The organism is Phyllobacterium trifolii (genome assembly GCF_014192095.1).
GTDB classification, from domain to species: domain Bacteria; phylum Pseudomonadota; class Alphaproteobacteria; order Rhizobiales; family Rhizobiaceae; genus Phyllobacterium; species Phyllobacterium trifolii.
In genome coordinates this window covers 225,192-248,990 of the sequence record NZ_JACHXN010000007.1, presented here as the reverse complement: position 1 = coordinate 248,990, position 23,799 = coordinate 225,192, and the positions used below count along the sequence as shown (strand labels likewise).

Here is a 23,799-nt window from a genome sequence, read left to right as displayed (position 1 = left end):
AGGGAACCATCGTGAAAGTTTCACAAGCAAACTGGCAGCAGATCGAAGAGTATTTACGCAGCGACGACCGCGCCGTTCTCCCCTTGGGAAGCACCGAACAACACGCCCAGTTGTCGCTCTCAGTCGACTCCATCCTGTCAGAAAAAGTCGCCACGGATGCAGCAGAGCCACTCGGCATACCGGTATTTCCGGTCGTTGCCTACGGTCTCACTCCCTATTTCATGGCTTACCCGGGCACGATCAGTCTTCGCCTGGAGACGTATGTGCGCATCGTTCGCGATATACTGGACGGGCTGAAGGCGCAGGGATTTCGTCGCATCCTGATCGTCAACGGCCATGGCGGTAATCAGCCAGCTGGAAGTCTGGCCATCGAATGGATGGCAGACAATCCGGGCACAGCAGTCAAGTTTCACAATTGGTGGAACGCACCGGCGACCTTTGCCAAGGTGCAGGAAATCGACAAGGTGGCCTCCCACGCCTCGTGGATGGAGAATTTTCCTTGGACTCGGCTGCCTGGCACGCAAATGCCGACACAGCAGAAGCCAATGATTGACCTTGCGCGCCTGCGCGTCATGGATCCGGACGGCGTCAGAGCTTACCTCGGCGACGGCAATTTTGGCGGCTACTACGAACGTCCGGATGAAGAAATGCAGGTAATATGGGACGTCGCCGTGGCAGAGACACGAGCCTTGCTCGAAGGAGCATGGGCATGAGCATGAGCGGGCCGATTCTCATCTGGGGCGCTGGCGCAATCGGCGGTACTCTTGGAACGGCGTTCATCCGGGCGGGACATGAGGTGATTTTCGTCGATAATGCCGCCGATCATGTCGCCGCAATAAATGCCAATGGCCTAAGGATCGAGGGGCCGATCTTTCAGGACACCGTTAAGGCCAAGGCCTTCACCCCGGAGGGTCTGCAGGGCAAGTTCGAGCGCATTTTCCTGTGCGTGAAGGCCCACCACACCGAAGCCGCGGCGAAAGCTCTGCTGCCGCATGTAACAGACGATGGTTACGTCGTGTCGGCACAAAACGGCCTCAACGAAATGGTCATCAGCAAGGTTATAGGTGAACATCGGGTCATCGGTTGTTTCGTCAATTTCGGCGCAGACTACCTCGAGCCCGGCGTCGTGCATTATAGCGGCCACGGAGCAGTCGTGGTCGGCGAATTGGACGGTAAGCGTACAGTCCGCATTGAACAAATCTACGCGTTGATGCGGGAGTTCGAACCGAAAGCCATTCTGACGGATAATATTTGGGGCTACCTGTGGGGCAAGCTCATCTACGGGACACTGCTTTTCGGTACCGCACTCACCAACGACAGTATCGCGGATGTGCTGGCCAACGAGCACTACAGGCCAATCCTGACAAAACTTGCGCTTGAAGTCGGCTCGGTCGCCAACGCCAACGACGTGGTGCCTGAGGCGTTCGACGGGTTCGATCCGGCAGCATTCGCCCCTGCCGCCTCGGCCGCGGACACCGCACGTTCCTTCGACGAAATGGTCACTCATAACCGCCGCTCGGCGAAATCGCATTCCGGCATTTGGCGTGATCTTGCCATCCGCAAGCGCAAGACCGAGGTCGATGCCCAGGTCGGGCCCGTCGTCGAAATCGGGCGATCACTCGGTGTACCGACCCCGCTGGCGGCGAAGGTCGTCGAATTGATCCATCAGATTGAGGCCGGGACCCTGTCGCTTGAGCTTGCCAATCTCGATCTGCTTGCGCGAACGGAGGCCGGCACATGAACATCGAGTTCAGCGGCAAAATCGTTATCGTTACAGGTGCCGCCCATGGCTTTGGCCGTGCAATTGCGCAGGCATTCGCCAGCCGTGGCGCACGCGTGCATGTCTGCGACGTCAATGAAGCCGGGCTCACGGAAACCGTTGCACTTTGCGGAGCGGCATCGTCGATTGCGCATGTTCTGGATGTAGGCGACAGAAGCGCCGTTCAGGCAACCGTTGCAAAAATCGAGGCTGCCGATGGCGGCACAGATATTCTGGTCAACAATGCCGGCGGTGTACGCGGACAGGTGGGCCGACCCATCGAAGAGATTTCCGAGAGCGACTGGCAGACAATTTTCGATGTCAATCTGTCCGGCGCTTTCTTCATGACGCAGGCCGTCGCCCCCGGCATGAAACAACAGAAATTCGGCCGGGTCATCAATATTTCCAGCGGCGCCGGCCTTGGCATTTCACTGACAGGAATACAGGCCTATGCAAGTGCGAAGGCTGGTCAGATCGGGCTAACGCGCCAACTCGCGCATGAACTCGGCCCTTGGAACATCACGGTCAATAATGTCGCGCCCGGTTTCGTGCTGTCGAACCCGACAACCGAAAGGCAGTGGGAAGCGATGGGGGCAGATGGCCAAAAACGGCTTCTCGACAATATCGCCCTGAAGCGGCTTGGCAAACCCGATGACATCGCCAACATGGTTCTGTTTTTCGCATCGGACCAGGCGCAATGGATCAGCGGACAGGTCATCAGTGTGGACGGTGGCAAATGAATTCCGTCGAGAGATACCTTGCTGACAATTACGAACGTGCTCTCGCGGATTTGAAAGCGTTCTGCCGCATCCCCAGCGTCAGCACCGATCCCGTTTTTCGTGACGGTATCCAGGAGGCTGCCGAATTCGTGGCGAACCGTCTCAAGAAGGCAGGCTTCGCCTCAGTAGAACTCCTGGACACAGGCGGACATCCTGCCGTTTACGGCGAGGTCATCGGCGACCCGACGCTTCCAACCATCCTCGTTTATGGCCATTACGACGTGCAGCCACCCGATCCGCTCGACAAATGGATGACGCCACCCTTTGAGCCGGCAATACGCGACGACCGCCTCTATGCGCGCGGCGTTTCCGATGACAAGGGTCCGCTGCTGATCCCGATCCTTGTCGTCGAAGCCTACCTTAAAACCGAAGGCCGCTTGCCGATCAATCTCAAGATACTGATCGAAGGCGAGGAGGAATCCGGCAGCGAGCATTTCGAGCCCACGCTCGAGCGTAATCGCGATCGCCTCGCCTGCGATCTGGTCGTCTCCGCGGACGGTGCGATGTGGCGGCCGGACCGCCCGTCCATAACCGTTGCCAGCCGCGGACTGGTGGCACTCGATGTAACCGTCACCGGCGCCTCAAAGGATTTGCATTCGGGCCGCCACGGCGGCAGCGCACCCAATCCGATCCGCGCACTCACCAAGCTGCTTGCGTCGCTGCACGATTCCGATTCGCGTGCCGCCGTGCCGGGTTTCATGGATGGCATTAAACCCTTGGACCCGACGATCCTCACAGCAATCGATGCGGCGCGTTTCGACGCGAACGCCTACTACCGAGATATTGGCTCGCCCAAACCCGACCCTATTGAGAATGGCGGCCAGCTGCTGGTGCGGCAATGGCTGGAACCTACGCTCGAATTCAATGGTATCTACGGCGGATACCAGGGACCGGGAACGAAAACGGTCATCCCCTCCTCCGCCAGCGTCAAAATCACCTGCCGCCTTGTCGCCGGTCAAAAACCTGCCAAGGTAGTCGAGGCGATCGCCCGTCATCTGGAGACCAATTCGCCCGCTGGCTACAGCCTGCAAGTCGAGCCGCACGGGCCTGGCAGCGAGGCCTTTTCCGTCGATCCAAACCTGCCCGGCCTGCTTGCTGCGGAATCAGTGCTTGAGGAGTTGCTTGGCAGCAAGCCCCTTCGTGTCGCCATGGGCGCGACCATCCCGATCGGCACGGCTTTCCGTAAGCATCTCGGTGCGGAGGCCATCTTCTTTTCATTCTCCACCTCGGACGAGGATTATCACGCACCGAACGAGTTCTTCCGGTTGTCGAATTTCCGCACGGGTCTTATCGCATGGACAAGATTACTAGGCAGACTTGCCGGTCACCCGAAGCTTGAGCCAACCATGAGACTCTGAAAATCTGTGCCTTTTGTTGTCGACAGCCATTCAGTTGTGTCCGCTCAGCTCCAAAGGAGACTTCGGCTATATCGACGGTGCAACGATGATTATGGCTGGCCGCAGTAGTGCGCTGTTGCTGTTCCTATGGTCTGGAATTTGCCGTTGCTCGTTACCGTTGTTGCGCAGATTGTCGTTTTGGGATTCCACCAGTATGTGGTTGAACCTTGCTGCTGCGTAAACGCATAGCCTCGCGCCTGCATCTGGCTTCGAGCACGAGTGGCAGACGCATTTACCAGATCGGCAATATCAACCGGCGCGCCCACTGCAGTGGTAGCGGTCGCATCCATGGCGGGCGGCACCGCTGAAGCTGGCACGCCGTCGGTGTCTTCGCCGGTCGACTGACATCCAGCAAGGGTTGCCGCCAGTATCGATATTGCAATTGCAGCGCGCATTCGAATAAACATTCTCTCCCCCGGGCTCTGTGATTGCTGGTCGCGTCAAGGTGCTGGATTTAAAGTGACAGTCGTAACTCCTCCGGCGAAGTTGATACCCTCCTGTCCCTCTACCGAAATGGGCTGCAAGGAAAATGCTTTGCCCGTGCCGCCTACAAGAATGTTCGCACCGGCACCAGGGCCAACCGAAGCGTTTGCTCCGACACCGGCATAGGTTCCGGCGAGCGCCCCTGCCTGAAGTCCGCTGGTCGCAGCAACGACGCCCCAGATCAGGTGCCCCGACGCAACTTCGCCGAGCGCGATGCCGAATTGGTCAATTGATCCGGTGTAATTGTCGGTATTGCCGCCTTTGTCCGGCTTGAATGTGCAGGAGAGCTTTTGTTTCTCCACGACAAACATGCCTATCCCTTTGGACACATCGCAGGCGAGCATTCCAATCTGGGCAGATTCCGCACTTGCATCAAAAGGAATAAGCACAGCGGCACACCCAAGAATCTTATGGAAAAAAGTCATTCGTAACTCCTATTGTTCGATCAGTTGGGAACAATGTTGAGGTGGCTCCAGCGATATACTGAAACCACATAGGTTCGCTCCAGACCGAAGAAGTGAAGTACGTAACGGTTACAGGGAGATTGTCGGAAGAACATTCCACACCAAAAATTCGCACCTGACCATTAAACTTGGGACTGATTGGACCGGACATGCAAGTCGTCTAATTAGGACAAACTGCAATTCTTCTTGAACCCATGGGGATAAAAGGATGGACGAACTTTCAACGACAAAGCCTGTTCTGGAAATTGCGGTTGGGACTCTGATACTGATCATTGTCATTTTCGTCCACGGCGCCGGCATCAGAGTCATAAATCGACGCTTCAGCAGATCCTGGATTCATATGACAAGAAGCACGCCCCATTGGCGGCTAAACCTGCTGCTGGCAGCGACCATCGCGTCCCTAGCCATGTTGCATTTCGCCGAAACCCTCATCTGGGCCATTCCGATTTCTGTGCGGGGTTTAATTCCCTCGATGCGAGACAGCTACTATTTCGTATTGGAAAACTACACCACGCTCGGCGAAGGTACCATCCGATTGCCTGATCAGTGGCGGTTGCTCGGACCAGTCATAGCGATATCCGGTTTGTTCACCTTCGGATGGACAGGCAGCGTGCTCGTAAGCATCATGACGGAGTTTGGCAGACTCGATAGGGAGCGGGCAAAGGGATCGGACGATGCCGCTTCTTCAGAAGATCCCGACGCGGGGCGATGATTGGTGCAGGCATGCTGTCAACCGAAATAGCTCCTGGCGTCCGTCCGTATAGAAGTTGAAATAATAAAAATTTTAGGGAACTGCCGACAACATCCGTGTTTGTAACTGTTACGTACTTCACTGGCAGCTGATCCAAGAATAATTTGAAACAACAGGCATACCTTCGACAAAAATACTTAGACGGCACATAAACGGACGGTTCCTCATCGCTGCGAATCTGCGTAGCACCGAACACTTAACTGGTTATCGCTCGATCATTGTTTCAGATAGCTGGAGGGGCGTTTCAGGCCGCCGAAAGCGGTGTCCGTCATCTCGTCAAAATATCAGTACGCAATGTCAATGGAGAAGCTAAAAATGACCGGGAGAACCCTGAAGTTCAGTCTTGGCGCTTTGGTAGCCGGGACGGTGTTATGCGGCGTGCTCGCACCCGCGCAGGCGCAGGATGCGCAAAAGAAGCCCAACATCCTGTTCATCGTCTCCGACGATACGGGCTATGGCGACCTCGGCCCCTATGGCGGCGGTGAGGGACGAGGCATGCCGACGCCAAGCATCGACAAACTGGCCAGCGACGGCATGAGCTTTTTCTCGTTCTACGCGCAGCCCAGTTGCACGCCCGGCCGCGCCGCCATGCAGACCGGGCGCATTCCCAACCGTAGCGGTATGACCACCGTGGCTTTCCAGGGCCAGGGGGGCGGTCTGCCGGCAGCGGAATGGACGCTTGCCTCCGTACTGAAGCGCGGCGGCTACCATACCTATTTCACCGGCAAATGGCACCTCGGTGAGGCCGACTACGCATTGCCCAATGCCCAGGGCTACGACGACATGAAATATGCCGGCCTCTATCATCTCAACGCCTACACCTACGCCGATCCCACCTGGTTCCCCGACATGCCGGCGGATCTCAGGGCGATGTTCCAGAAAGTGACGAAAGGCGCGCTGTCGGGCAAGGCCGGAGGTCCAGTGACGGAGGAGTTCAAGATCAACGGCCAATATGTCGATACCCCGACGATCGACGGCAAAGAAGGCGTGGTCGGCATCCCATTCTTCGACAGTTACGTCGAGAAGGCAGCGATCGAGTTCCTTGACGCTGCGTCACAGAAACCGGACGAGCCTTTCTTCATCAACGTCAACTTCATGAAGGTGCATCAGCCGAACATGCCGGCACCGGAGTTCCAGCTTAAATCACTGTCGAAGAGCAAATATGCGGATTCGGTTGTCGAACTCGATACCCGCATCGGCCGGATCATGGACAAGCTTCGCGAAACCGGCATGGACCGGAATACGCTGGTTTTCTACACGACCGACAATGGCGCATGGCAGGACGTTTATCCGGATGCCGGTTATACACCGTTCCGCGGCACCAAGGGCACCCTGCGCGAGGGCGGCAATCGTGTCCCGGCGATTGCGGTATGGCCCGGCAAGATAAAGCCTGATACGAAGAATCATGATGTCGTCGGCGGTCTCGATCTGATGGCCACCTTCGCGTCGGTCGCCGGTGTTCCGCTTCCCGACAAGGACCGCGAAGACAAGCCCATTATCTTCGACAGCTATGACATGTCGCCGATCTTGCTTGGTACGGGCAAATCCGAACGTAAATCCTGGTTCTTCTTTACCGAAAACGAGCTTTCGCCAGGCGCTATTCGTTACAACAATTATAAATTCGCGTTCAATATTCGCGGTGACGACGGACAGGAAACAGGTGGTCTTGCTGTCGACTCCAACCTCGGCTGGAAGGGTGCGGAAAAATACGTCGCCACGGTACCCCAGGTGTTTGACCTGTGGCAGGACCCGCAGGAGCGCTACGATATCTTCATGAACAACTTCACCGAGCGGACCTGGATGGGTGTGGTCATGGGTGAGGAACTGAAGAAGATCATGGCCACCTATGTCCAGTATCCCCCGCGCAAACCGCAGAGCCTGACGTACACAGGGCCGATCACGCTTTCGAATTACGAGAAGTTCCAGTGGGTGCGGGACTCGTTGGCCAAGGACGGTGTCACCATTACGTTGCCAACCGGCAATTAATATCCAAATGGCCCCTGGTTCACCCGGGGGCCATTTTCGTTTGTTCTGCCTGCGCGTATGGGCGCGTGTAGATGGCATCGGAGGATTTCATCGTGTTCAAAGCCAATCTTGCCAAAGTTGCCCGCGCTGCAGCGCTGGGCATCGCGGCCATTGTTCTATTCACTGTTCCGGTGTGGGCGCAAAACGATCCGCTTCCGTCTTGGAACGATACAGCACCCAAGGCAGCAATCGTTGCCTTCGTCGAGAAGGTGACCAAGGAGGGCTCAACCGACTTCGTCCCGGAACCAGAACGCATCGCCGTGTTCGATAATGATGGCACGCTGTGGACTGAGCACCCGATGTATGTCCAGCTTGCGTTCGTCCTCGATCGCGTGAAGGCCGAAGCTGCATCGCACCCTGAATGGAAGAACACACAACCATTCAAGGCGGTGCTCGAGAGTGATATGAAGACGCTGGCTGCCCTCGGAGAAAAGGGCCTGGTGGAACTCCTCATGACCACACACGCCGGGATGACGGCCGAAGAGTTTCAAACGATCGTGACCGACTGGATCGCAACCGCGCGCGATCCGAGCTTCAAGAAACCTTACACCGAGCTCGTCTATCAGCCAATGCTCGAACTGCTCGCCTATCTGCGTGCCAATGGCTTCAAGACCTTCATCGTATCGGGTGGCGGCATCGAGTTCATGCGGCCGTGGACAGAGAAAGTCTATGGCGTTCCACCCGAACAGGTCGTCGGCTCGTCGATCAAGACACAGTTCGAAATGCGCGACGGCAGTCCAACCCTGATGCGCCTGCCGCAGGTCAATTTCATTGATGACAAAGCCGGCAAACCGGTCGGAATCAATGAACACATCGGCCGTAGGCCGATTGCCGCTTTCGGCAATTCCGATGGTGACCTCGAGATGCTGCAGTGGACGACTTTGGGCGAAAAACCGGGATTCGGGCTGATCGTCCATCACACGGATGCCGAGCGCGAATATGCCTACGACCGGAATACGGAATTCGGCCGCCTCGACACGGCGCTCGATGCCGCCGCCGTGAACCAGTGGACCGTCGTCGACATGAAGGCCGACTGGAAGCAGATTTTTCCCGAGAAGTAGGACGGACAGCCGGGTCACGATTGGATGCAGGTGCGGGTAACGTTGTGCTAGTTGAAATGCAAAACATCCGGTTGCGCGCTCGTTCGCATATCACGCTTTGGGCGGCATTTTCGCTTTACGTTCTGCTCGCATTCGTCGAGCAAGCCGTCGCTGCCGAGACCATTCCAGCTTCACATGCGGATCCAATGATCTCAATACATGAGGGGTTCGTAGACGAGAACGTCTGCACGTCATGCCACGCCAATGAGGCCGCAGCATTCGCCAAATCGAACCACGCCAAGGCGATGGCCATTGCCAGTGACAAATCGGTGCGGGCAAATTTCAACAATGCCAGCTTCGAGCACAATGGCCTTGTTTCAACGTTCTTTAGGCAAGATAAACGCTTCTTCGTTCGCAGCGAGGGGCCGGACGGCAAGCAGGCAGAATTTGAAGTAAAGTACGCTTTTGCCTATGAACCGCTTCAGCAATATCTTGCCGATATCGGTGGTGGCAGGCTGCAGGCACTCGACCTCGCATGGGATACGGAAAAACAGCAATGGTTCTGGCTCGGCGAAGCCAAGCCGGCAAAACCGGGTTCCACATTTCATTGGACCGGGCCGTTCTACCGCTGGAACCGCACCTGCATTGACTGCCACTCAACCGCCCCCCGGGCCAATTTCCAGCCGGAGACAAACGAATATAAATCGTCCTATGTCGCCACGAGCGTCGGCTGTCAGTCTTGTCACGGCGCGGGCGCAAAACACGTCGCATGGGCCGTGGAAAAATCCCGAGATGCCAAGATGTCCACTCCCTCAAATCTTGGACTATCGAAGGCCGATGCGAGTGCCTGCTTCGCGTGCCACGCGAGACGGACCAAGCTTCTTGACGGCTATCAGCCCGGAAAGCCCTTCCTCGACTATTTTTCCCCCGCACTGCTCCGTCCGGACCTCTACTTTCCAGACGGGCAGATTCTCGACGAGGTATTTGAGTACGGCTCCTTCCAGCAGAGCAAGATGGCAAGAGCGGGCGTCACCTGCCTCGACTGCCACACCCAGCATGAGGCCGCACTCAAGGCGCAAGGCAATGCCCTATGCACGCAATGCCATACGAAATTGGCGCCGGAGCGCTTTGTAAAATTCAATCCGGGCGGCGATTTTGATACCTCGACCCACACTCGTCACCCGGTGGGATCGACTGGAGCGCAGTGCACGAATTGCCATATGCCCGAGCGTACCTATATGAAAGTCGACCCACGGCGCGACCACTCCTTCGTCATTCCGCGTCCTGACCTGTCGGCAGCCTATGGTACGCCGAATGCCTGCACGACATGCCATGAGGGCAAAACCAACGCCTGGGCAGGCGAAAACATGGACCTATGGTATGGCAAGGCCTGGCGTGAGCGTCCGACGACGGCACATGCATTTGCCGGCGCGGCACAGAACGATCCCGCATCAATCGATGCGTTGCGAGCGCTGATCGCCGATCGGGAACAGGCGGGTATCGTCCGTGGCAGCGCGGTTGCCGTCATGAGCCGCGTCGGCGGGATAGACATCGCAGCTGATGTAAAGGCGGCAGCGGAGGACCCGGATCCCCTCGTCCGGCTCGGGGCAGCAGAAGGCGGCGCCAATCTGCCATCCGAACAACGGCTGGATGCGATAGGGCGCCTCCTTGCCGACGACACACGCGCTGTGCGCGTAGCGGCTGTTACCGCTCTCGGCAGCACTCCCTCGCTTGGTTTGCTGGGTGACGCGAGAAAGAACTTCGACACCGCGGTCAAAGACCTGCGTGCCTATGTGCAGTCCAACGCCGACGTCGCCGAGACACAGAACAATTTTGGGACCTTTCTCTTCGGTCAGCAACGCGCTGGCGAGGCCGAGGGCGCCTTTCGCCAGGCGATCGTACTCGATCCGGCGCTTGCGGGTGCGCGCATCAACCTTGCCGAACTCTACCGCGTAACGGGACAGAACGAAAAATCAGAACGGGCCTACGCCGAAGCGATCGCGGTGTCACCCGCGCAGGCCGACCTGCGCTACGGACACGCGCTCTCGCTCGTTCGCCAAAAAGCGCTGCCAGAAGCGATCCGGGAGCTGGACGAGGCTGTCCGGCTTGATCCCGTCAACAGCCGGTACAAGATGACACTTGCCATTGCGCTCGATTCGGCCGGGCGCACCGGGGAGGCCCTCACAGTGCTCGATCTTGCGGTTGCGGCAGGAGAAACCGACGCCAGTCTTCTCGGCGCGGCCATCCAGTATGGACTGAAGCTTCGCCGCTACCCGGAAACGTTGAAATATGCCGAAGCGCTGGCACGACAGCGGCGGGATGATCAACAACTCGCCGAACTCATTCGGCAGTTGCGCGCGGCAACCGGCGGCAAGTAAGGTTCATTTCGGAAAGAGAAACGTGATCGCCAGTCGCGCGCCGAATCCATCCGGTCCATTGTCCGGGCTATCGGCCCAATAGCGGACACCAGCCGAAAGTTGAATTGGCTGTTTGTTGACCTTCACCAGCTTGGATACCACGAAGTTAATTGGGACGGACCAATCTTCGGTCTCCCAATTGTAGGTGCTTTCGGTGTTGAGAGCGAAAGTCCAGGCCTTCGGTGTGGTGTAGGAAATGAACGGCTGCAGGAAGGTGGCGTTTATGTCCTCACGATCATCATCACCCGCGAATGACCAGATGTGGTTTGTCAGCGCACCAATGGTCCATGGGCCGTCCTGTTTGAGGACAACGGCAGTTGGCCCCGCACCCCACTTTTCGCCGCCAAGCAAATCGTCGGTAGCAGTCGGCAAAAGAAAGACTGGACCAACGCCCCAGATGATGCCGGAAGCGGTTGGCTTCTTCGGCGAGAAGAACAGGCTTTGGGTGATATCCCCCAAACCGAACTGATCGCCGGATGGTCCGGCGATATCATCTTGCCAGGCGATCGGCAGAATGGTTCGCGAGATGACGTTCCAGTTCTCGTTCAATGTGAACGGAATGACAGGCTGCACATTGACGTAATATTTCTCGCCGTCATTGGGACCGTACCCACTATCGTAGTTGAACTGAAACGGCACGCTGATCAGCGACGCGATCGGATTTGACAATTTCTTGGCGAGGTCTTCGCTTGAGTCCTGTGCCCAAGCGCCGCAATTCATTCCTAGCAGCGTGACCGCAGCGACCGGGATCGAAAGCCAGTTCCTGAAGACGTCCATGTAAAATTCCCCCACGCGATTATAACACCGCGGGGCCGTGCGCGCCATCGCGTTCAATGATGATGGTCGAGTTCGCTCAGGGCAATCCTTACGTCCTGCAGGAATCGGAACAGAGCAACCACCAGAAAGCATAAAGACCCAATAAACAGGACAGCTGCTCCGGGTTCATGGCGATAACCCAAAAAGGCGATCACAAAACCAACCAACAACAGCACTGTGATCCCGATTCCGCCGATCACCGCCATTTGCAGGGATTGGTTCAACAGGATTTCGCGACGTTTCAGACGGGCGATGTCGGCCTTAAGCCACACCCGCGCAGTGTCGTCATCGGCGATCTGATTGAGGTTCCGGATCCGGTCGGTTATCCCTGCCATCCGATTGATCAGGATGGACACGAAAGCTGCGATTGAGGCCAGCAGAAATGCCGGAGCCACAGCATGAGAAATCATTGTCGAAAGCTGTTCGACGTTGGCGGAAATCGCGAACGGCATTTTCGCGCTTGTCTATTATGTTGCGGAACGGGACTAACGGACACCGAGCATGCCACCAATAGACGGATTCAGCAAACGCGCTTGCCGCAAGGGCCTTGTGACGGCAACGCCGCAGGACTAGGCTGGACACCTGATCCTCTGGAGCGAAGTAGGTTCTCGTTGGATCTCCGGCCGGGGGACCAAGAATGACACTCAATCTTCTCGCTCGTGAGCATCAGGCAGTCGCGGACGCTCGAACATGAGCGACCCGGGCCAAACCATCCGCGACGAGCCACGCTGGGCTCCCACGCTCGCGATATTGGTGGTGCTCAGTCTTTTTGCAGTGCTGCCTCAACATGTGCAGGCGATGCCGGTGTGGGTTTCCTACAGCGTTGCGCTTGTGGTGATCATTCCCATGATTGTGGTCACACTCACTGCAAACGCTTTGTGGATGCGTATTGAACGGATTGTGATCATGCTTCTTGGCGCGGCCTACATCGCCAACACGGCAGCGGAGTTGGCAGACATGATCGGAATCATCACGCTTCATCCACCGGAAACCCGCGCTGTCTCGTTGCTCTCCTCATCGCTTGCAATCTGGGTCGCCAATGTTTTGACCTTCTCATTGCTTTATTGGCAAATCGATCGTGGCGGCCCATCCTCGCGAGCGAGCGGGGCAACAACAAAGCCGGATTGGCTCTTTCCGCAGGCGGCAGCACCCGAAGTCGCATTACCCGACTGGCAACCATTGTTCCTCGACTACCTTTCTCTCGGATACAATACGGCGACTGCATTCAGTCCAACCGACGTACTTCCGCTCACGAGACGTGCAAAGATGCTGATGATGCTGGAGAGCACGATCTCGCTGTTGACGCTTGTCATCGTCGCCGCTCGCGCGGTCAACGCTATCCCGTAGGGGCCAAACACAGAAAATAAGAACCGCCACGCGGAGAGTGCGAGATGCAAGCGCTCAAGCAGCATCTCCTCCTGACACAAGCTGAGCGGAAAATTATCGGTAGAGCCCGACAGCGCGAACAGCGATCTCTCGCGAACAACGATGGCTTGTCCAGGGAACCGCATATACTACTTCACTCCGACGCCAATATTGATCGGATTGGTCAGAGCAGCGGCGCCGTCGCCACCGGCGCGTTTGCGAACCAATCCTTCCAAAGCCTGCTGGATGGCATCCCTTTCATTGCCAGTCAGGTTCAGTTCCGCGAGGACCTCTTCCGCGATAGGATTACTCAATATGATCCAATCCCACAGGTCCCTGCCGGTCTGAAACTCTGTAGTCTCAATGATAGTCTCGATCTTGATCTCCTTCAGACCCGCAGCAGCCAATTCCTTGCGCAGTCGCTCTGGCTCTCGCAGCTGAAAGGGAAGCGGAGGAGGATCCATAGGCGGTCCGCTGAAATCGGGGCGAACAGTCCGGATCGCGCTCACAAAGAAGCCGAGGAATTCGATTTTGTGCGGATCACCGTACACATTCATCAGCACGTGGCCGCCCGGTTTGACGACGCGCACCATCTCGCTGATGCCCTTCGGCATGTCGGGGAATAGCATGACGCCAAATTGTGATCCGGCCATATCGAAGCTGTTGGTATCGAGTTCGAGCGCCTGACCGTCCATCACGCGGGTTTCGATGCTAAGCCCTTCCTTGCGCGCCCGCTGATTAAGCAGTTCGAGCATAACGGGGGATTGGTCTGTCGCCATCACCTGTGCGCCAATGCGTGCCGCCGGGATGCTGAGGGCACCGCTGCCTGCCGCCACATCCAGGAATCGCATGCCTTGACGAAGTCCGGCACGGACGACGCCTTCATTCCCGAGCCACATCTGAGTGGGAGTGTTGGTTCTATCATAGCCTGGCGCGATCTGGTCCCAGGCCACCCGATTGCTTTGCGGAGTGTTCATAGCTTGCTTCCTCCTTGTTCGTGCCTGCAGTGTTGCTCTGCAAAATCAAAATTAGGAGGAAAGGCGGTGCGCTGCTTCGGGGATACCACCCAATTCGCTCCAGTGCAGCATGGGTAGTATTGCCTAGTGGATGTTCAAATGGTTGAGATTAGCTTGTGTTTGTAGGCATAGGCCGTAGCTGCCGCCCGCGAAGGCAGGTCGAGCTTCGTAAAAATGTTACTTACGTGCCTGTCGATTGTCCGCCCGCTTAGGAACAGCTCGGCGGCGATGCCCTTGTTTGTCTTGCCGGTGGCGATCAACCGAAGCACCTGCAACTCACGCGGGGTCAGGCCATGGGGACGACAAGCAGGTGCGCCGCCCTTTGTAAGAGATTCAACGCGGGCGAGGTCCGGCGCGGCTTCCAACTGTTCGAACACTTCGCGAGCCGCATCCAATTCCAAAGTTGCGCCTTCCTCGTCTGCAAGGATGCGGCAGGCCAGCCCCATCAACAGACGTTCGCGCGCGATCATGTGCGGTGCGTCGACCTGTTGCCACACCTGCAAAGCGCGATGCAGCGAGCCGAGCGCGGCCTGAGCGTCTCCTTCGGCTAGTTTCACCGCGCCGAGGGCATGGGCGGCAAGTGCATCGATAACACTGGTGTCAAAGCGCGCGGCTATCTCCTGCAATTCCAGGCATGCAGATCGCGCGTCCTCGATCTCGCCTGCCTCCAACATGATCTCGACATAGGCGGGCAGAAATTTGGCCCGGTCCAGCGGAGCCTTGGTCGCACTGACGACACGTCGGATCGCTCGTACCGCAATTTCGACGCGGCCCTGCGCCATCCGCAGCAGCGCCAAACCAGGTTGTGGCTCCCAGCCCCAACGGCTTGCACTCCGATAAGCCTCATCCGCTGCCGCGAACTCGCCCCGGAGTCGATGTAGTTCCGCTAGCTGGTAATACGCGCCGGCAGGTCGATGAGGATCGATCCTCCTTTCGAAACGCGCGCAGCCACGGCGCGCCTCCACAATCGCGTTCGACCAATCGCCCTGGAACTGCATGATCTCTGCGCGATGCACCAGGCACTTGCCGGTAAAGCTCACCAGCTCAGGCTGCGTCTCGCACCATCGCGCAAGGGCTGCTGTCCATTCGCGAGCACGGCCCATCGCATACACCTGATGACAGCCGTCGATCACACTGCAATAGATCAAACCCGTAACCAGCGGCGACAATTCCCCGGCGGTGACTGCAAGCATCGCCTCGTCCAGCAGCGCAAGCCCCCTCTCCACATGCCCTTGTTGTACAAGGGCTCTGCCCTGCAGATGCCTGGCGATCGCAATCAAGTCTGGCTCACCGAAGCGGCCACCGATTTCTGCTGCCTCACCAGCAATGGCATAGGCGGCGTCGCAATCTCCCGAATCCAGCTCTTGCTCCACAGTTGGCAAGAGAAGGTAACCTTCCTCAACGCAGGACTGCTGCTGCCCCTCAATTAGCCGCCTGGCACGGGAGAACCATCCCGTCGCCCGGCCTGTCTCTCCTCGAAAGAGAAGGCGCAAGCCCAACCAGAAAGCGCAACGAGCCCCTCGCGAACACTCGCCCGCTTCCACACGTGCCTGATATGCACGATCAAGTATGCGCAGATAGTCATCATCCTGAGCAATCAGGTATGCCGACATCGCCAACCGTTCGAGATCCTCGGCGTCCAACGGAGCGATAGCGTCGACGAACGAGAGTGACTTGTACGCATCGGCCCACGCGTGCTGACCGTAGGACTCGCGACCTCGTTCGAGTTCCCGGGCCAAGTTCGTGACAGACGACCCTTCTTGGCACATAGCGACCGCTCAACTATTCACTCTTTCTCCAGAAAGTTTAGCAGATAATCGAATTCACAGCAGTCGAGTTTTCTCCGGGTACAACGCCGGCTGCTACCAGGTCAGATGGGCTTTCAGCAACGCCTTGCGTCCTTCGCCATAGGAACAAACGTAGACACCCTGACAACCCGATACATAATCCTTGTCGAACAGGTTGGTGACGTTCAGATCAACGCCCCAGTTGTTCTTCTTGTAGCCGAGTTTCAGATCCACCAATGCCACATCGGGGACCTTCAACGTGTTTAACTGGTCGGCATAGCTAGACCCGACGTAACGTACACCGCCACCAAGTGCGAGGCCTTCAAGCGCACCATCGAGAAAAGTGTACTGGGTAAAGAGCGAGGCCTGTACTTCGGGGATCAAATAGGGCTGCTTGCCGATCAGTGCCTCGTCGGCGTCTTCCTTCACTTTCAGGTCGAGGGCTGTAAAGGCGGCCGTCAGCCTCCAAGCTTCAGTGATGTTCGCCTGTGCCTCGATTTCAAAGCCACGGGAATTGACCTCGCCGACCTGGAATTGCGCGCCAAACGGTCCCGTCAGCACGTTCTGCTTGGTCAGATCGAACAGCGACGCCGTGATGAGACCGTCGAAGCTCGTCGGCTGGTATTTGACGCCGACTTCGTATTGCTGGCCGGTTTCGGGTTTCAGGAACGCAAGATTGCTGTCGACACCGATCTCGGGACTGAAGAATGTCGCGACGCTCGCATAGGGCGTGATCCCATTGTCGAATTCATAGGCGATACCTGCCCTTCCGCTGGCCTGGCCATCATCACCCTCATATTCCGGCGTGCCTTGTGCGTCCGTCGTCACATAATCATAGCGGCCGTTCAACGTGACGAGCCAGCCATCGCCAAAGCGCAGCTGGTCCTGCGCGTAGACCCCGATCTGATGACGTTTGACCACCTGGTCGATGTAAGGAGCGAACATTGGACCTTGAGGCACGCCATAAACCGGGTCGACTGCGCTGATGGGCGTTGATGCGCCGGTTGCCTGAATCTGATCGATGTCGAAGAACTTGTATTCCGCACCAAACAGCAGTGTGTGCTCGATCTGACCAGTCGTTACCTGGCCTTCAAGCTGATTGTCGACGACGAACGAATTGACCGTCGTATCGTGCATGAAATTGATGCGCGAGAGATCGTAGTTGCCGTTGATCGGCTGCGCGGAGAAAGCATCGTATCCAAATGGATATAGATTGTGTTCGCGCACGCCGCTGTAGCCATAGCGAAGGTTCTGCCGCACGGTCCAGTCATTGTCGAAAGTGTGTTCCAGTTCATAGCCGATGGAGGCTTGCTCGCGGTTATAGTCGTCGATCGACGGTTCCGTGAAATTCGCCTTGCGGTCGATCTTGCCGAAGGGCGCGTCGACGACAGTTCCATAGTAGGGCAGGAAGCTGCCACCGTCATGGGTAAGGTCCAGATGCGTATAGTTGGCGAGAATGGTGAACTTCGTCGCATCATCCGGCTTCCAGGTGATGCTGGGCGAAATGACACCAAGGAAATCCTTTGAAAAATCGGTGTAATTGTCACCGCCGGATATTTTACCGTTGATGCGATAATCGACCACGTCGGATGCCTTGTCACCGATGTCGAAACCAAGGTAGCCGTTGCCGTAGCTGTTGATCCCGGTTTCGACATAGCGCAGACGTTCGCCGGTTGGACGCTTGCTGATGTAGTTGACGATGCCTCCAGGATTGCTGCCGCCATAAAGCACGGCAGCCGGTCCCTTCAGAACATCGATGCGCTCAATGCCGAATGTATCGATAAAGAAGCCGCCGAAACCGAAGCTGAAATTCTGCAACCCGTCAAGATATGTCCCCTTCTGCGTCGCATCGAACCCGCGGATGTAGATCCAGTTCGTGTCATTATCGACGCCGAACGGCTGCGCAAATACACCGGAGGTATAGCGCAAGGCCTCGTCGATCTTTTGCGCGCCCTGGTCATCCATCTGCTGTCTGCCGACAACCGACACCGCCTGCGGAATTTCCACGATGGGGGTATTTGTCTTGGAGCCGGTCGCCGAGCGCTTGGCCACATAACCATTGATCGGACCGGTTGCAGAACCATCTGAATTGCCACCCTCGATGACGATCGGGTCCAGCTGGATGGTGGCATTGGCGTCCTGCGCGCGCGTGCCGGTTGCCGTCAGCAATACAAGCGCCGCCGTCCCGCCAAGCAGCGCGCCAAATGCCGACCGATAGACACCACTCATGACAATCCCCTACTCATATGTCCCAGAGCCAGAACGCAGCGCGTGCAATCGCTCCCCGAGAGCTCAAATATAAGTTGAGTACATATATCAACTTTAATTTCCGGGATTGATTGTTTCTGTTGTCTTTTGAACTTTTTTGGGCCGTTTTCGTGGTTGTCGGAACTGGTCCGGCGCTACAACTGCCGATCCCGCCGCCAGACGGCCGGCGTCACGCCCACCACCCGCTTGAATACGCGTGTGAAATGCGCCTGATCCGAAAAACCCGCGGCGGTAGCTACGTGTGTCAGCGACGATCCGGGCTTCTCCAGCAACCTCTGCACTTTCCTGATACGGGCGCGTATCTGCCATTGATGCGGGGCCATGCCTGTCGAGGCCTTGAAGGCGTGGCTGAAGTAGGATTGCGACAGGCTTGTCAATTCCGCCAGTTCATGGAGGCGGATGCTTTGCATGCAATTGTCTTCGATATAGCTTGTGACAGTCCGCAACTGCCGCGGCGAAAGCTGGCTGCGTTGCCGTTTCTTGCCTTGCTGGATGCGAAAGAGCGCGATGAAAAGCGCTGTTGTCAGTCCATCGCCATAGAGTTCGTGCAGCGGTTCATCGTTAAGACATTCATCGGCAATCAGGTTGGCGAGCCTTGCCACATGCTCGTCGAAAAACATCAGACGGGGTAGTTTCAATCTTTCACCGATACGATCATCGGCGAAGCGGCGTTCGAAACTCGTAGTATCAAAGTGCACATCGAGATGACGCAGATACTGGATGTCATGAACCCGCCCCCATACCGGCAAGCCGGCAGGAATATAGCTCATTGGGTAAGGCACGCTGCTCCGGATAAAACCCTTTGCATGGGCGTTGAGCCCGACGCCGAAGCTGCCATCGCCTGACTTGTCGAGCGTCACGAACAGACGCGGATCCTCCGACACATATTCTCCAGTTGCATCCGGAGCGCAATTGACCGACCAGACATCGGCGACAACTCCCTGCCACGAACGCCAGCGAAGGTCCCCGATAACGGAGACCCCCTCTACCCGGCTCTTCATCCGTGGATGAAATGTCATCCCTTGCCTCTTGTGCTGCTATGCAGCCGTTTTCTCTTCCTGGTTTCGGGCATTATCGCCGTCAAACCCGCGGCGCCAGTACGCCACAACCAGGTGTTTTTCCCTTTCAAGCTTCCGCTCATTGCGCAAATGGCTGCGAATAGCCTTGAATGCGGCAAATTCGCAGCCAGCCCAGGCAAACACACGTTTCCCGGCGATCGGGAACGGCACCGCTTTGACAGCATCCTGCAACAGCGTGGTCGTCCCTGCTTTACGGCCGTTGCGATGCAGCCAGACAAGATCAACATTGGCAACGGATGGCAAAAGCTGCTCTTCGAGCGGATTGTCCACTTCGATACGCACGACCGCAGTTGCAAGCGATGGAAGCCGTGCCAGGATGCGGCCGATTGCCGGAAGCGCAGTTTCATCTCCGGCCAGCAGATACCAATCGGCCTCAGGTACGTCGCCGCCACCCGGCCCTGTCATGCCCACCAGATCACCTTCGCGCGCATTCAGGCCCCAATCCGAACCGGGCGTTGCGTCCCCCTCGTGAATGACGATGTCGATTTCCACCTTGCCCGCGTCCGCGTCGATGTTGCGGATCGTATAGATGCGGGAGACCAGCTTGTGCTCGCCCTCCGGCCAGACCGGGCGTCCGTCTTCTCCCGTCACCGGCCATTGTGGCCGGTCTACGCCCTTTGGCGGAAACAGCAAATGGACATGCAGTCCTCCATGCGCAAAACGCGCCAGCCTCTCTCCCTGAAGTGCCACACGGCGCATATGCGGCGATATATTCCTGGCGCTGACAAAGCGCATTTCCCGGAAAAATGGCGGCTGCCCGCCCGCTGCACAGTCGCCCGTCCAGACGATCCTGGGCTTTTCCTCATTCGCCAGCTCCAGCATCTGATTGGCGATGGCGTATTTCATATAGGCAAGGCCGGTTTCGTCCTCACCCTCGGTCCGGAGCGACAGGCTGTCATCATCTGCTTCGATAGTGGCCGTGCCGAACGGAAGAGCGATACGCCCCTTGCGCGCGGCAAGCGACACATCGCCATGCTCGGAGAAGTAATCCGTGAGCCGTCTGAGATAGTGATCCGGTGTTGACACAATCACACGCGCGGTCGCACTCAAGCGGATTTCCGGCATCTCAAACCCCGTGTAGAAACTGCACCAAGGTGCGATAACGGGTGCTTAATCGCAATAATATGATAAATCAAGTCATGTTTATAACGGCGATGGTTTCTCGCCTCCTCGAAGGGCCGGGCACAAATACTGAATGCCCGGCATTATCAATCGATCAGAGGGGCGTAACGTCGAAGCCAAACCACTTCTGCGACAATGTTTTAATCGTGCCATCGGCCTTGGCTGCATCGATTGCCTTGTCGAACATCGCTTTCAGTTCCGGTTCGTTCTTGCGCAGGCCGACAGAGCTGCCTTTACCCAGGAACCCGCCCTGAAAGCGCGGGCCAGCCACCGTCATCTCCTCATTGCCCGGCTTGGCGGCTGATGTGGTGAGATAGGCCATCGACGCCATGACGAGATCGACGCGGCCTGCGGCGAGATCAAGATCGTGCTGCTCGGTGGTCTTGTACTCGCGAACCTCGACGACGTCCTTCAAGTATTTCTCGACGAAGGTCGCACCTGTCGAGGCGGTCTGGACGCCGATGGTCTTGCCTTGCAAGAGTGGCTTAAGCTCCTCCAAAGCGCTGATGGCGCCCGCCTCATTGGATGCCAGCGAGAAGACTTCGCCCTTGAATTCCATGCCTGCCAAAGGGCTTGATTTCAACGTTGCAAAAGCTTGGCCGGTGGAACCATAGGACTGGCTGAAGTCGATGATCTGCTCGCGTTTCGCAGTCGCCGACATGCCTGACATGATGGCATCGAACTTACCGGCATTGAGCGCCGGGATCATCCCGTCGAAGTCCTGGACGACAATCTTGCACTCGACTTTCATGTGATCGCAAAGATATTTCGAAAGCTCGATCTCGTAACCGTCGAGCGTTCCGTCGGGCTTGGTAAAGTTATAGGGCTTGAATGCGCCTTCCGTGGCGATGGTAATCTGTGTCCATTTCTTGCCTTCTGCCTGGGCGGCCGATGAAAAGACCAACGCCGACAGCAGCAGGGCTTTCAGAGTAAGAATTGCATATTTCATTTCCAGGTATTCCCCTTTTTTGGATTGAGGCTGATCAATTCAGCCTTTGATAAACTGTTTGAACCGTTCGGATTTCGAGTTGACGAAAACATGTTCCGGCCGGCCGTCCTCCTCGACCAGCCCCTTGTGCAGGAAGACGACGCGGCTTGAGACATCGCGGGCAAAGCCCATCTCGTGCGTTACCACCAGCATGGTGCGGCCTTCTTCGGCAAGACCACGCATGACGCGCAGCACCTCGCCGACAAGCTCCGGATCGAGCGCCGAGGTGGGCTCGTCGAAGAGCATCACCTTCGGCCGCATGGCGAGGGCACGCGCTATTGCAGCGCGTTGCTGCTGACCTCCCGACAGATGCGAGGGGTATTGATCGCGCTTTTCAGCGATGCCGACTTTCGCAAGAAGGGCTTCAGCCTCTTCCACGCACTCCTTGCGCGGGCGCTTTTGCACGTGGATCGGTGCTTCAATGACGTTTTCGAGGATGGTCTTGTGCGACCATAAGTTGAAGCTCTGAAACACCATGCCGAGCCGTGAGCGAATGCGTTCGACCTGCGCCTGGTCTGCCGGCCGGCTTTTCCCATCGCGCGTGCGCTGCATGCGGATGGTCTCGTCGCCGACTGTTACGTCCCCGGAATCGGGCACTTCGAGAAGGTTGATGCAGCGGAGCAGGGTCGACTTGCCGGAACCTGAAGACCCGAGGATCGAGACGACCTCGCCTTCGCGTGCGCCGAGCGAAATCCCTTTCAGGACTTCGACATTGCCGAAACTCTTGTGCAGATCCTTGACGTCGAGCGCCAATGGCGTGATCGCAGGCGCTTGAGCGTTCATTTGCTCTCTCCTTGAACGGGGGTCTGCAGTCGCGGCGCGCGAAGATGCGGGCTCAACATGTATTCGACGACATGCACCAGCCGCGTGAGCAGGAAATTGATGGTCAGGTAAATCACGCCAGCGACGATGAAGACCTCGATGGCGCGGTAGGTTTCCGAGATGATTTTCGCGGCAACCCCAGTGACTTCCATCAGTGTAATGATCGAGGCAAGCGATGTCGCCTTGACCATGGAAATCATCTCGTTGCCATATCCCGGCAATGCCTGACGAAGAGCAAGGGGCAGGACAATCCGCCGGAAAACCATAAAGCGTGGCATGCCGCACGCACGGGCGGCTTCTATCTGGCCATGCGGAACCGACAAGAGCCCGCCGCGGATGATCTCACTGGCATAGGCGGCGGTGTTCAGCGTCAATGCAATGACGGCGCACCAGTAGGGCTCGCGCAATATCGGCCACAAAATCGTATGGCGCACGGCCGGAAACTGGCTGAGCCCGTAATAGATGAGGAATATTTGCACCAGCAGCGGCGTGCCGCGAAACACGAACACGTAGAACCGGGCAAACCAGTCGAGAACGCGGACCCCGGAAAGCCGAAGCAGGGCCAGACCGAGGGCGAGAAAAGCACCGAGCAGGATTGATGTGGCAGCAAGTTGCAGCGTCAGTGGAATAGCCGCAACCAGGCTGATGAACGTTTCAAGCGTAAATGTCCAATCCATCAGTTCCTCCTGACACCGCGTGAGAAGTAGCGCTCGGACCATTGCAGCAGCGCACCGGAGATGGTCGAGATCATGAGGTAAATCGCGCCGGCCACGACATAGAAGTTGAAAGGCATTCCAGTTGATCCGGCCCCGACCTGGGCCTGACGCAGCAATTCAGCGACGCCCGTAATCGAAACCAGAGCTGATTCCTTCAACACGACCTGCCAGACATTGCCCATCCCCGGCAGCGCATGGCGCAGCGTCAATGGTGCGATAATTCGCCTGAACCGCAGCGCGCGCGACATGCCACAAGCGATAGCTGCTTCTATCTCACCTCGGTGCACGGCCTTGAATGCCCCGCGAAACACCTCTGTCTGCTGGGCGCCCGACGTGATGCCAACCGCCAAAGCACCGGCCAGAAAGCCGGGAAAGCCGATAAACCCCTCCGAGCCGAAAAAACGCCCAATCGCTGTTACCGCCGCACTCCCGCCGAAATAGAACAGATAGATGACGAGAAGATCGGGAATGCCGCGCAGTACGGTGGTGTATCCGTCGGCGATACCCCGTATGGTCCGGCCGCCCGAGATCTTTGCCCAAGCGCCGAATGTGCCGATGATCGAACCGATCAGAAAACCGGAAATAGCGATGAGGATCGTCATCCAGGCCCCAGCGAGAAGGGCGGCACCCCACCCTCCCGGTCCAAAGCTGATGACGTCAAGGAAGCCCGGCTGATTCATGGCCAATACGATCCGGCTTCATAAA

22 protein-coding genes are annotated in these 23,799 nt (G+C 57.3%); 9 read left to right on the top strand and 13 right to left on the bottom strand.

What is annotated here, in order from left to right:
* Positions 1 to 11 precede the first annotated feature (11 nt).
* Genes FHS21_RS13355 through FHS21_RS13340 form a run of 4 tightly spaced genes read left to right on the top strand, consistent with a single transcriptional unit; the run spans position 12 to position 3,896 of the window.
* Positions 12 to 713 carry a creatininase family protein gene (locus FHS21_RS13355; protein WP_183662221.1) on the top strand — a complete coding sequence of 234 codons (702 nt, stop codon included), beginning with the start codon at positions 12 to 14 and terminating at the stop codon, positions 711 to 713.
* Complete coding sequence (locus FHS21_RS13350; protein ID WP_246411013.1) at positions 710 to 1,741, top strand: ketopantoate reductase family protein; 1,032 nt, start codon at positions 710 to 712, stop codon at positions 1,739 to 1,741. Before FHS21_RS13355 ends, FHS21_RS13350 begins: the two co-directional genes overlap by 4 nt.
* Positions 1,738 to 2,499: an SDR family NAD(P)-dependent oxidoreductase gene (locus tag FHS21_RS13345; RefSeq protein WP_183662219.1), complete on the top strand. Its 762-nt coding sequence runs from the start codon at positions 1,738 to 1,740 to the stop codon at positions 2,497 to 2,499. The genes FHS21_RS13350 and FHS21_RS13345 overlap by 4 nt, the downstream gene beginning before the upstream one ends.
* Positions 2,496 to 3,896 carry a dipeptidase gene (locus FHS21_RS13340; protein ID WP_183662217.1) on the top strand — a complete coding sequence of 467 codons (1,401 nt, stop codon included), beginning with the start codon at positions 2,496 to 2,498 and terminating at the stop codon, positions 3,894 to 3,896. Before FHS21_RS13345 ends, FHS21_RS13340 begins: the two co-directional genes overlap by 4 nt.
* An 89-nt stretch (positions 3,897 to 3,985) precedes the next feature.
* On the opposite strand, the gene FHS21_RS13335 is transcribed toward FHS21_RS13340, so the two are convergent.
* Complete coding sequence (locus tag FHS21_RS13335) at positions 3,986 to 4,342, bottom strand: hypothetical protein (RefSeq protein ID WP_158482330.1); 357 nt, start codon at positions 4,340 to 4,342, stop codon at positions 3,986 to 3,988.
* A gap of 33 nt (positions 4,343 to 4,375) precedes the next feature.
* Positions 4,376 to 4,843, bottom strand: coding sequence for a DUF992 domain-containing protein (locus tag FHS21_RS13330; protein ID WP_112531839.1), 468 nt, complete (start codon positions 4,841 to 4,843; stop codon positions 4,376 to 4,378).
* Positions 4,844 to 5,090: 247 nt separating this feature from the next.
* On the opposite strand from FHS21_RS13330, the gene FHS21_RS13325 reads away from it, so the two are divergent.
* The 4 genes from FHS21_RS13325 (at position 5,091) to FHS21_RS13310 (ending at position 11,076) form a co-directional block, all read left to right on the top strand.
* The gene (locus FHS21_RS13325) at positions 5,091 to 5,594 is read left to right on the top strand and encodes a two pore domain potassium channel family protein (protein WP_112531840.1); all 504 of its coding nucleotides are present in this window, start codon (positions 5,091 to 5,093) and stop codon (positions 5,592 to 5,594) included.
* Positions 5,595 to 5,948: 354 nt separating this feature from the next.
* A complete protein-coding gene (locus FHS21_RS13320; protein ID WP_112551927.1) occupies positions 5,949 to 7,619 on the top strand; it encodes an arylsulfatase in 1,671 nt (556 codons plus the stop codon).
* Positions 7,620 to 7,690: 71 nt separating this feature from the next.
* Positions 7,691 to 8,719 carry an HAD family hydrolase gene (locus FHS21_RS13315; protein ID WP_183662215.1) on the top strand — a complete coding sequence of 343 codons (1,029 nt, stop codon included), beginning with the start codon at positions 7,691 to 7,693 and terminating at the stop codon, positions 8,717 to 8,719.
* A gap of 56 nt (positions 8,720 to 8,775) precedes the next feature.
* Positions 8,776 to 11,076, top strand: coding sequence for a multiheme c-type cytochrome (locus FHS21_RS13310; RefSeq protein ID WP_183662213.1), 2,301 nt, complete (start codon positions 8,776 to 8,778; stop codon positions 11,074 to 11,076).
* Positions 11,077 to 11,079: 3 nt separating this feature from the next.
* Here the strand turns inward: FHS21_RS13310 and FHS21_RS13305 are convergent, their stop codons facing one another.
* Complete coding sequence (locus FHS21_RS13305; RefSeq protein WP_246411019.1) at positions 11,080 to 11,835, bottom strand: transporter; 756 nt, start codon at positions 11,833 to 11,835, stop codon at positions 11,080 to 11,082.
* Positions 11,836 to 11,945: 110 nt separating this feature from the next.
* Positions 11,946 to 12,341, bottom strand: a complete 396-nt coding sequence (locus FHS21_RS13300) for a DUF2721 domain-containing protein (RefSeq protein ID WP_246411018.1) — start codon at positions 12,339 to 12,341, stop codon at positions 11,946 to 11,948.
* A gap of 280 nt (positions 12,342 to 12,621) precedes the next feature.
* On the opposite strand from FHS21_RS13300, the gene FHS21_RS13295 reads away from it, so the two are divergent.
* Entirely contained in the window at positions 12,622 to 13,278 is a 657-nt protein-coding gene (locus tag FHS21_RS13295; protein WP_183662209.1) for a hypothetical protein, read from the top strand.
* A 167-nt stretch (positions 13,279 to 13,445) separates the two neighbouring features.
* Here the strand turns inward: FHS21_RS13295 and FHS21_RS13290 are convergent, their stop codons facing one another.
* The 9 genes from FHS21_RS13290 to FHS21_RS13250 form a co-directional block, all read right to left on the bottom strand.
* The gene (locus tag FHS21_RS13290; RefSeq protein WP_183662207.1) at positions 13,446 to 14,273 is read right to left on the bottom strand and encodes a class I SAM-dependent methyltransferase; all 828 of its coding nucleotides are present in this window, start codon (positions 14,271 to 14,273) and stop codon (positions 13,446 to 13,448) included.
* A 134-nt stretch (positions 14,274 to 14,407) separates the two neighbouring features.
* Positions 14,408 to 16,051 (bottom strand): helix-turn-helix transcriptional regulator, encoded by a 1,644-nt coding sequence (locus FHS21_RS13285; RefSeq protein ID WP_246411012.1) that lies wholly within the window; start codon positions 16,049 to 16,051, stop codon positions 14,408 to 14,410.
* A gap of 123 nt (positions 16,052 to 16,174) precedes the next feature.
* Positions 16,175 to 18,328 (bottom strand): TonB-dependent siderophore receptor, encoded by a 2,154-nt coding sequence (locus FHS21_RS13280; protein WP_183662203.1) that lies wholly within the window; start codon positions 18,326 to 18,328, stop codon positions 16,175 to 16,177.
* A gap of 173 nt (positions 18,329 to 18,501) precedes the next feature.
* On the bottom strand, positions 18,502 to 19,386 hold the full coding sequence (locus FHS21_RS13275) for a helix-turn-helix domain-containing protein (protein ID WP_183662201.1): 885 nt from the start codon (positions 19,384 to 19,386) through the stop codon (positions 18,502 to 18,504).
* 18 nt (positions 19,387 to 19,404) lie between these two features.
* The gene (locus FHS21_RS13270; RefSeq protein ID WP_312879872.1) at positions 19,405 to 20,496 is read right to left on the bottom strand and encodes a DUF2218 domain-containing protein; all 1,092 of its coding nucleotides are present in this window, start codon (positions 20,494 to 20,496) and stop codon (positions 19,405 to 19,407) included.
* A 166-nt stretch (positions 20,497 to 20,662) separates the two neighbouring features.
* Complete coding sequence (locus tag FHS21_RS13265; protein ID WP_183662197.1) at positions 20,663 to 21,517, bottom strand: transporter substrate-binding domain-containing protein; 855 nt, start codon at positions 21,515 to 21,517, stop codon at positions 20,663 to 20,665.
* A gap of 39 nt (positions 21,518 to 21,556) precedes the next feature.
* On the bottom strand, positions 21,557 to 22,339 hold the full coding sequence (locus FHS21_RS13260) for an ABC transporter ATP-binding protein (protein ID WP_112531925.1): 783 nt from the start codon (positions 22,337 to 22,339) through the stop codon (positions 21,557 to 21,559).
* On the bottom strand, positions 22,336 to 23,055 hold the full coding sequence (locus FHS21_RS13255) for an ABC transporter permease (RefSeq protein WP_183662195.1): 720 nt from the start codon (positions 23,053 to 23,055) through the stop codon (positions 22,336 to 22,338). Before FHS21_RS13255 ends, FHS21_RS13260 begins: the two co-directional genes overlap by 4 nt.
* Complete coding sequence (locus FHS21_RS13250; protein ID WP_183662193.1) at positions 23,055 to 23,774, bottom strand: ABC transporter permease; 720 nt, start codon at positions 23,772 to 23,774, stop codon at positions 23,055 to 23,057. Before FHS21_RS13250 ends, FHS21_RS13255 begins: the two co-directional genes overlap by 1 nt.
* Between the last annotated feature and the right edge of the window lie 25 nt (positions 23,775 to 23,799).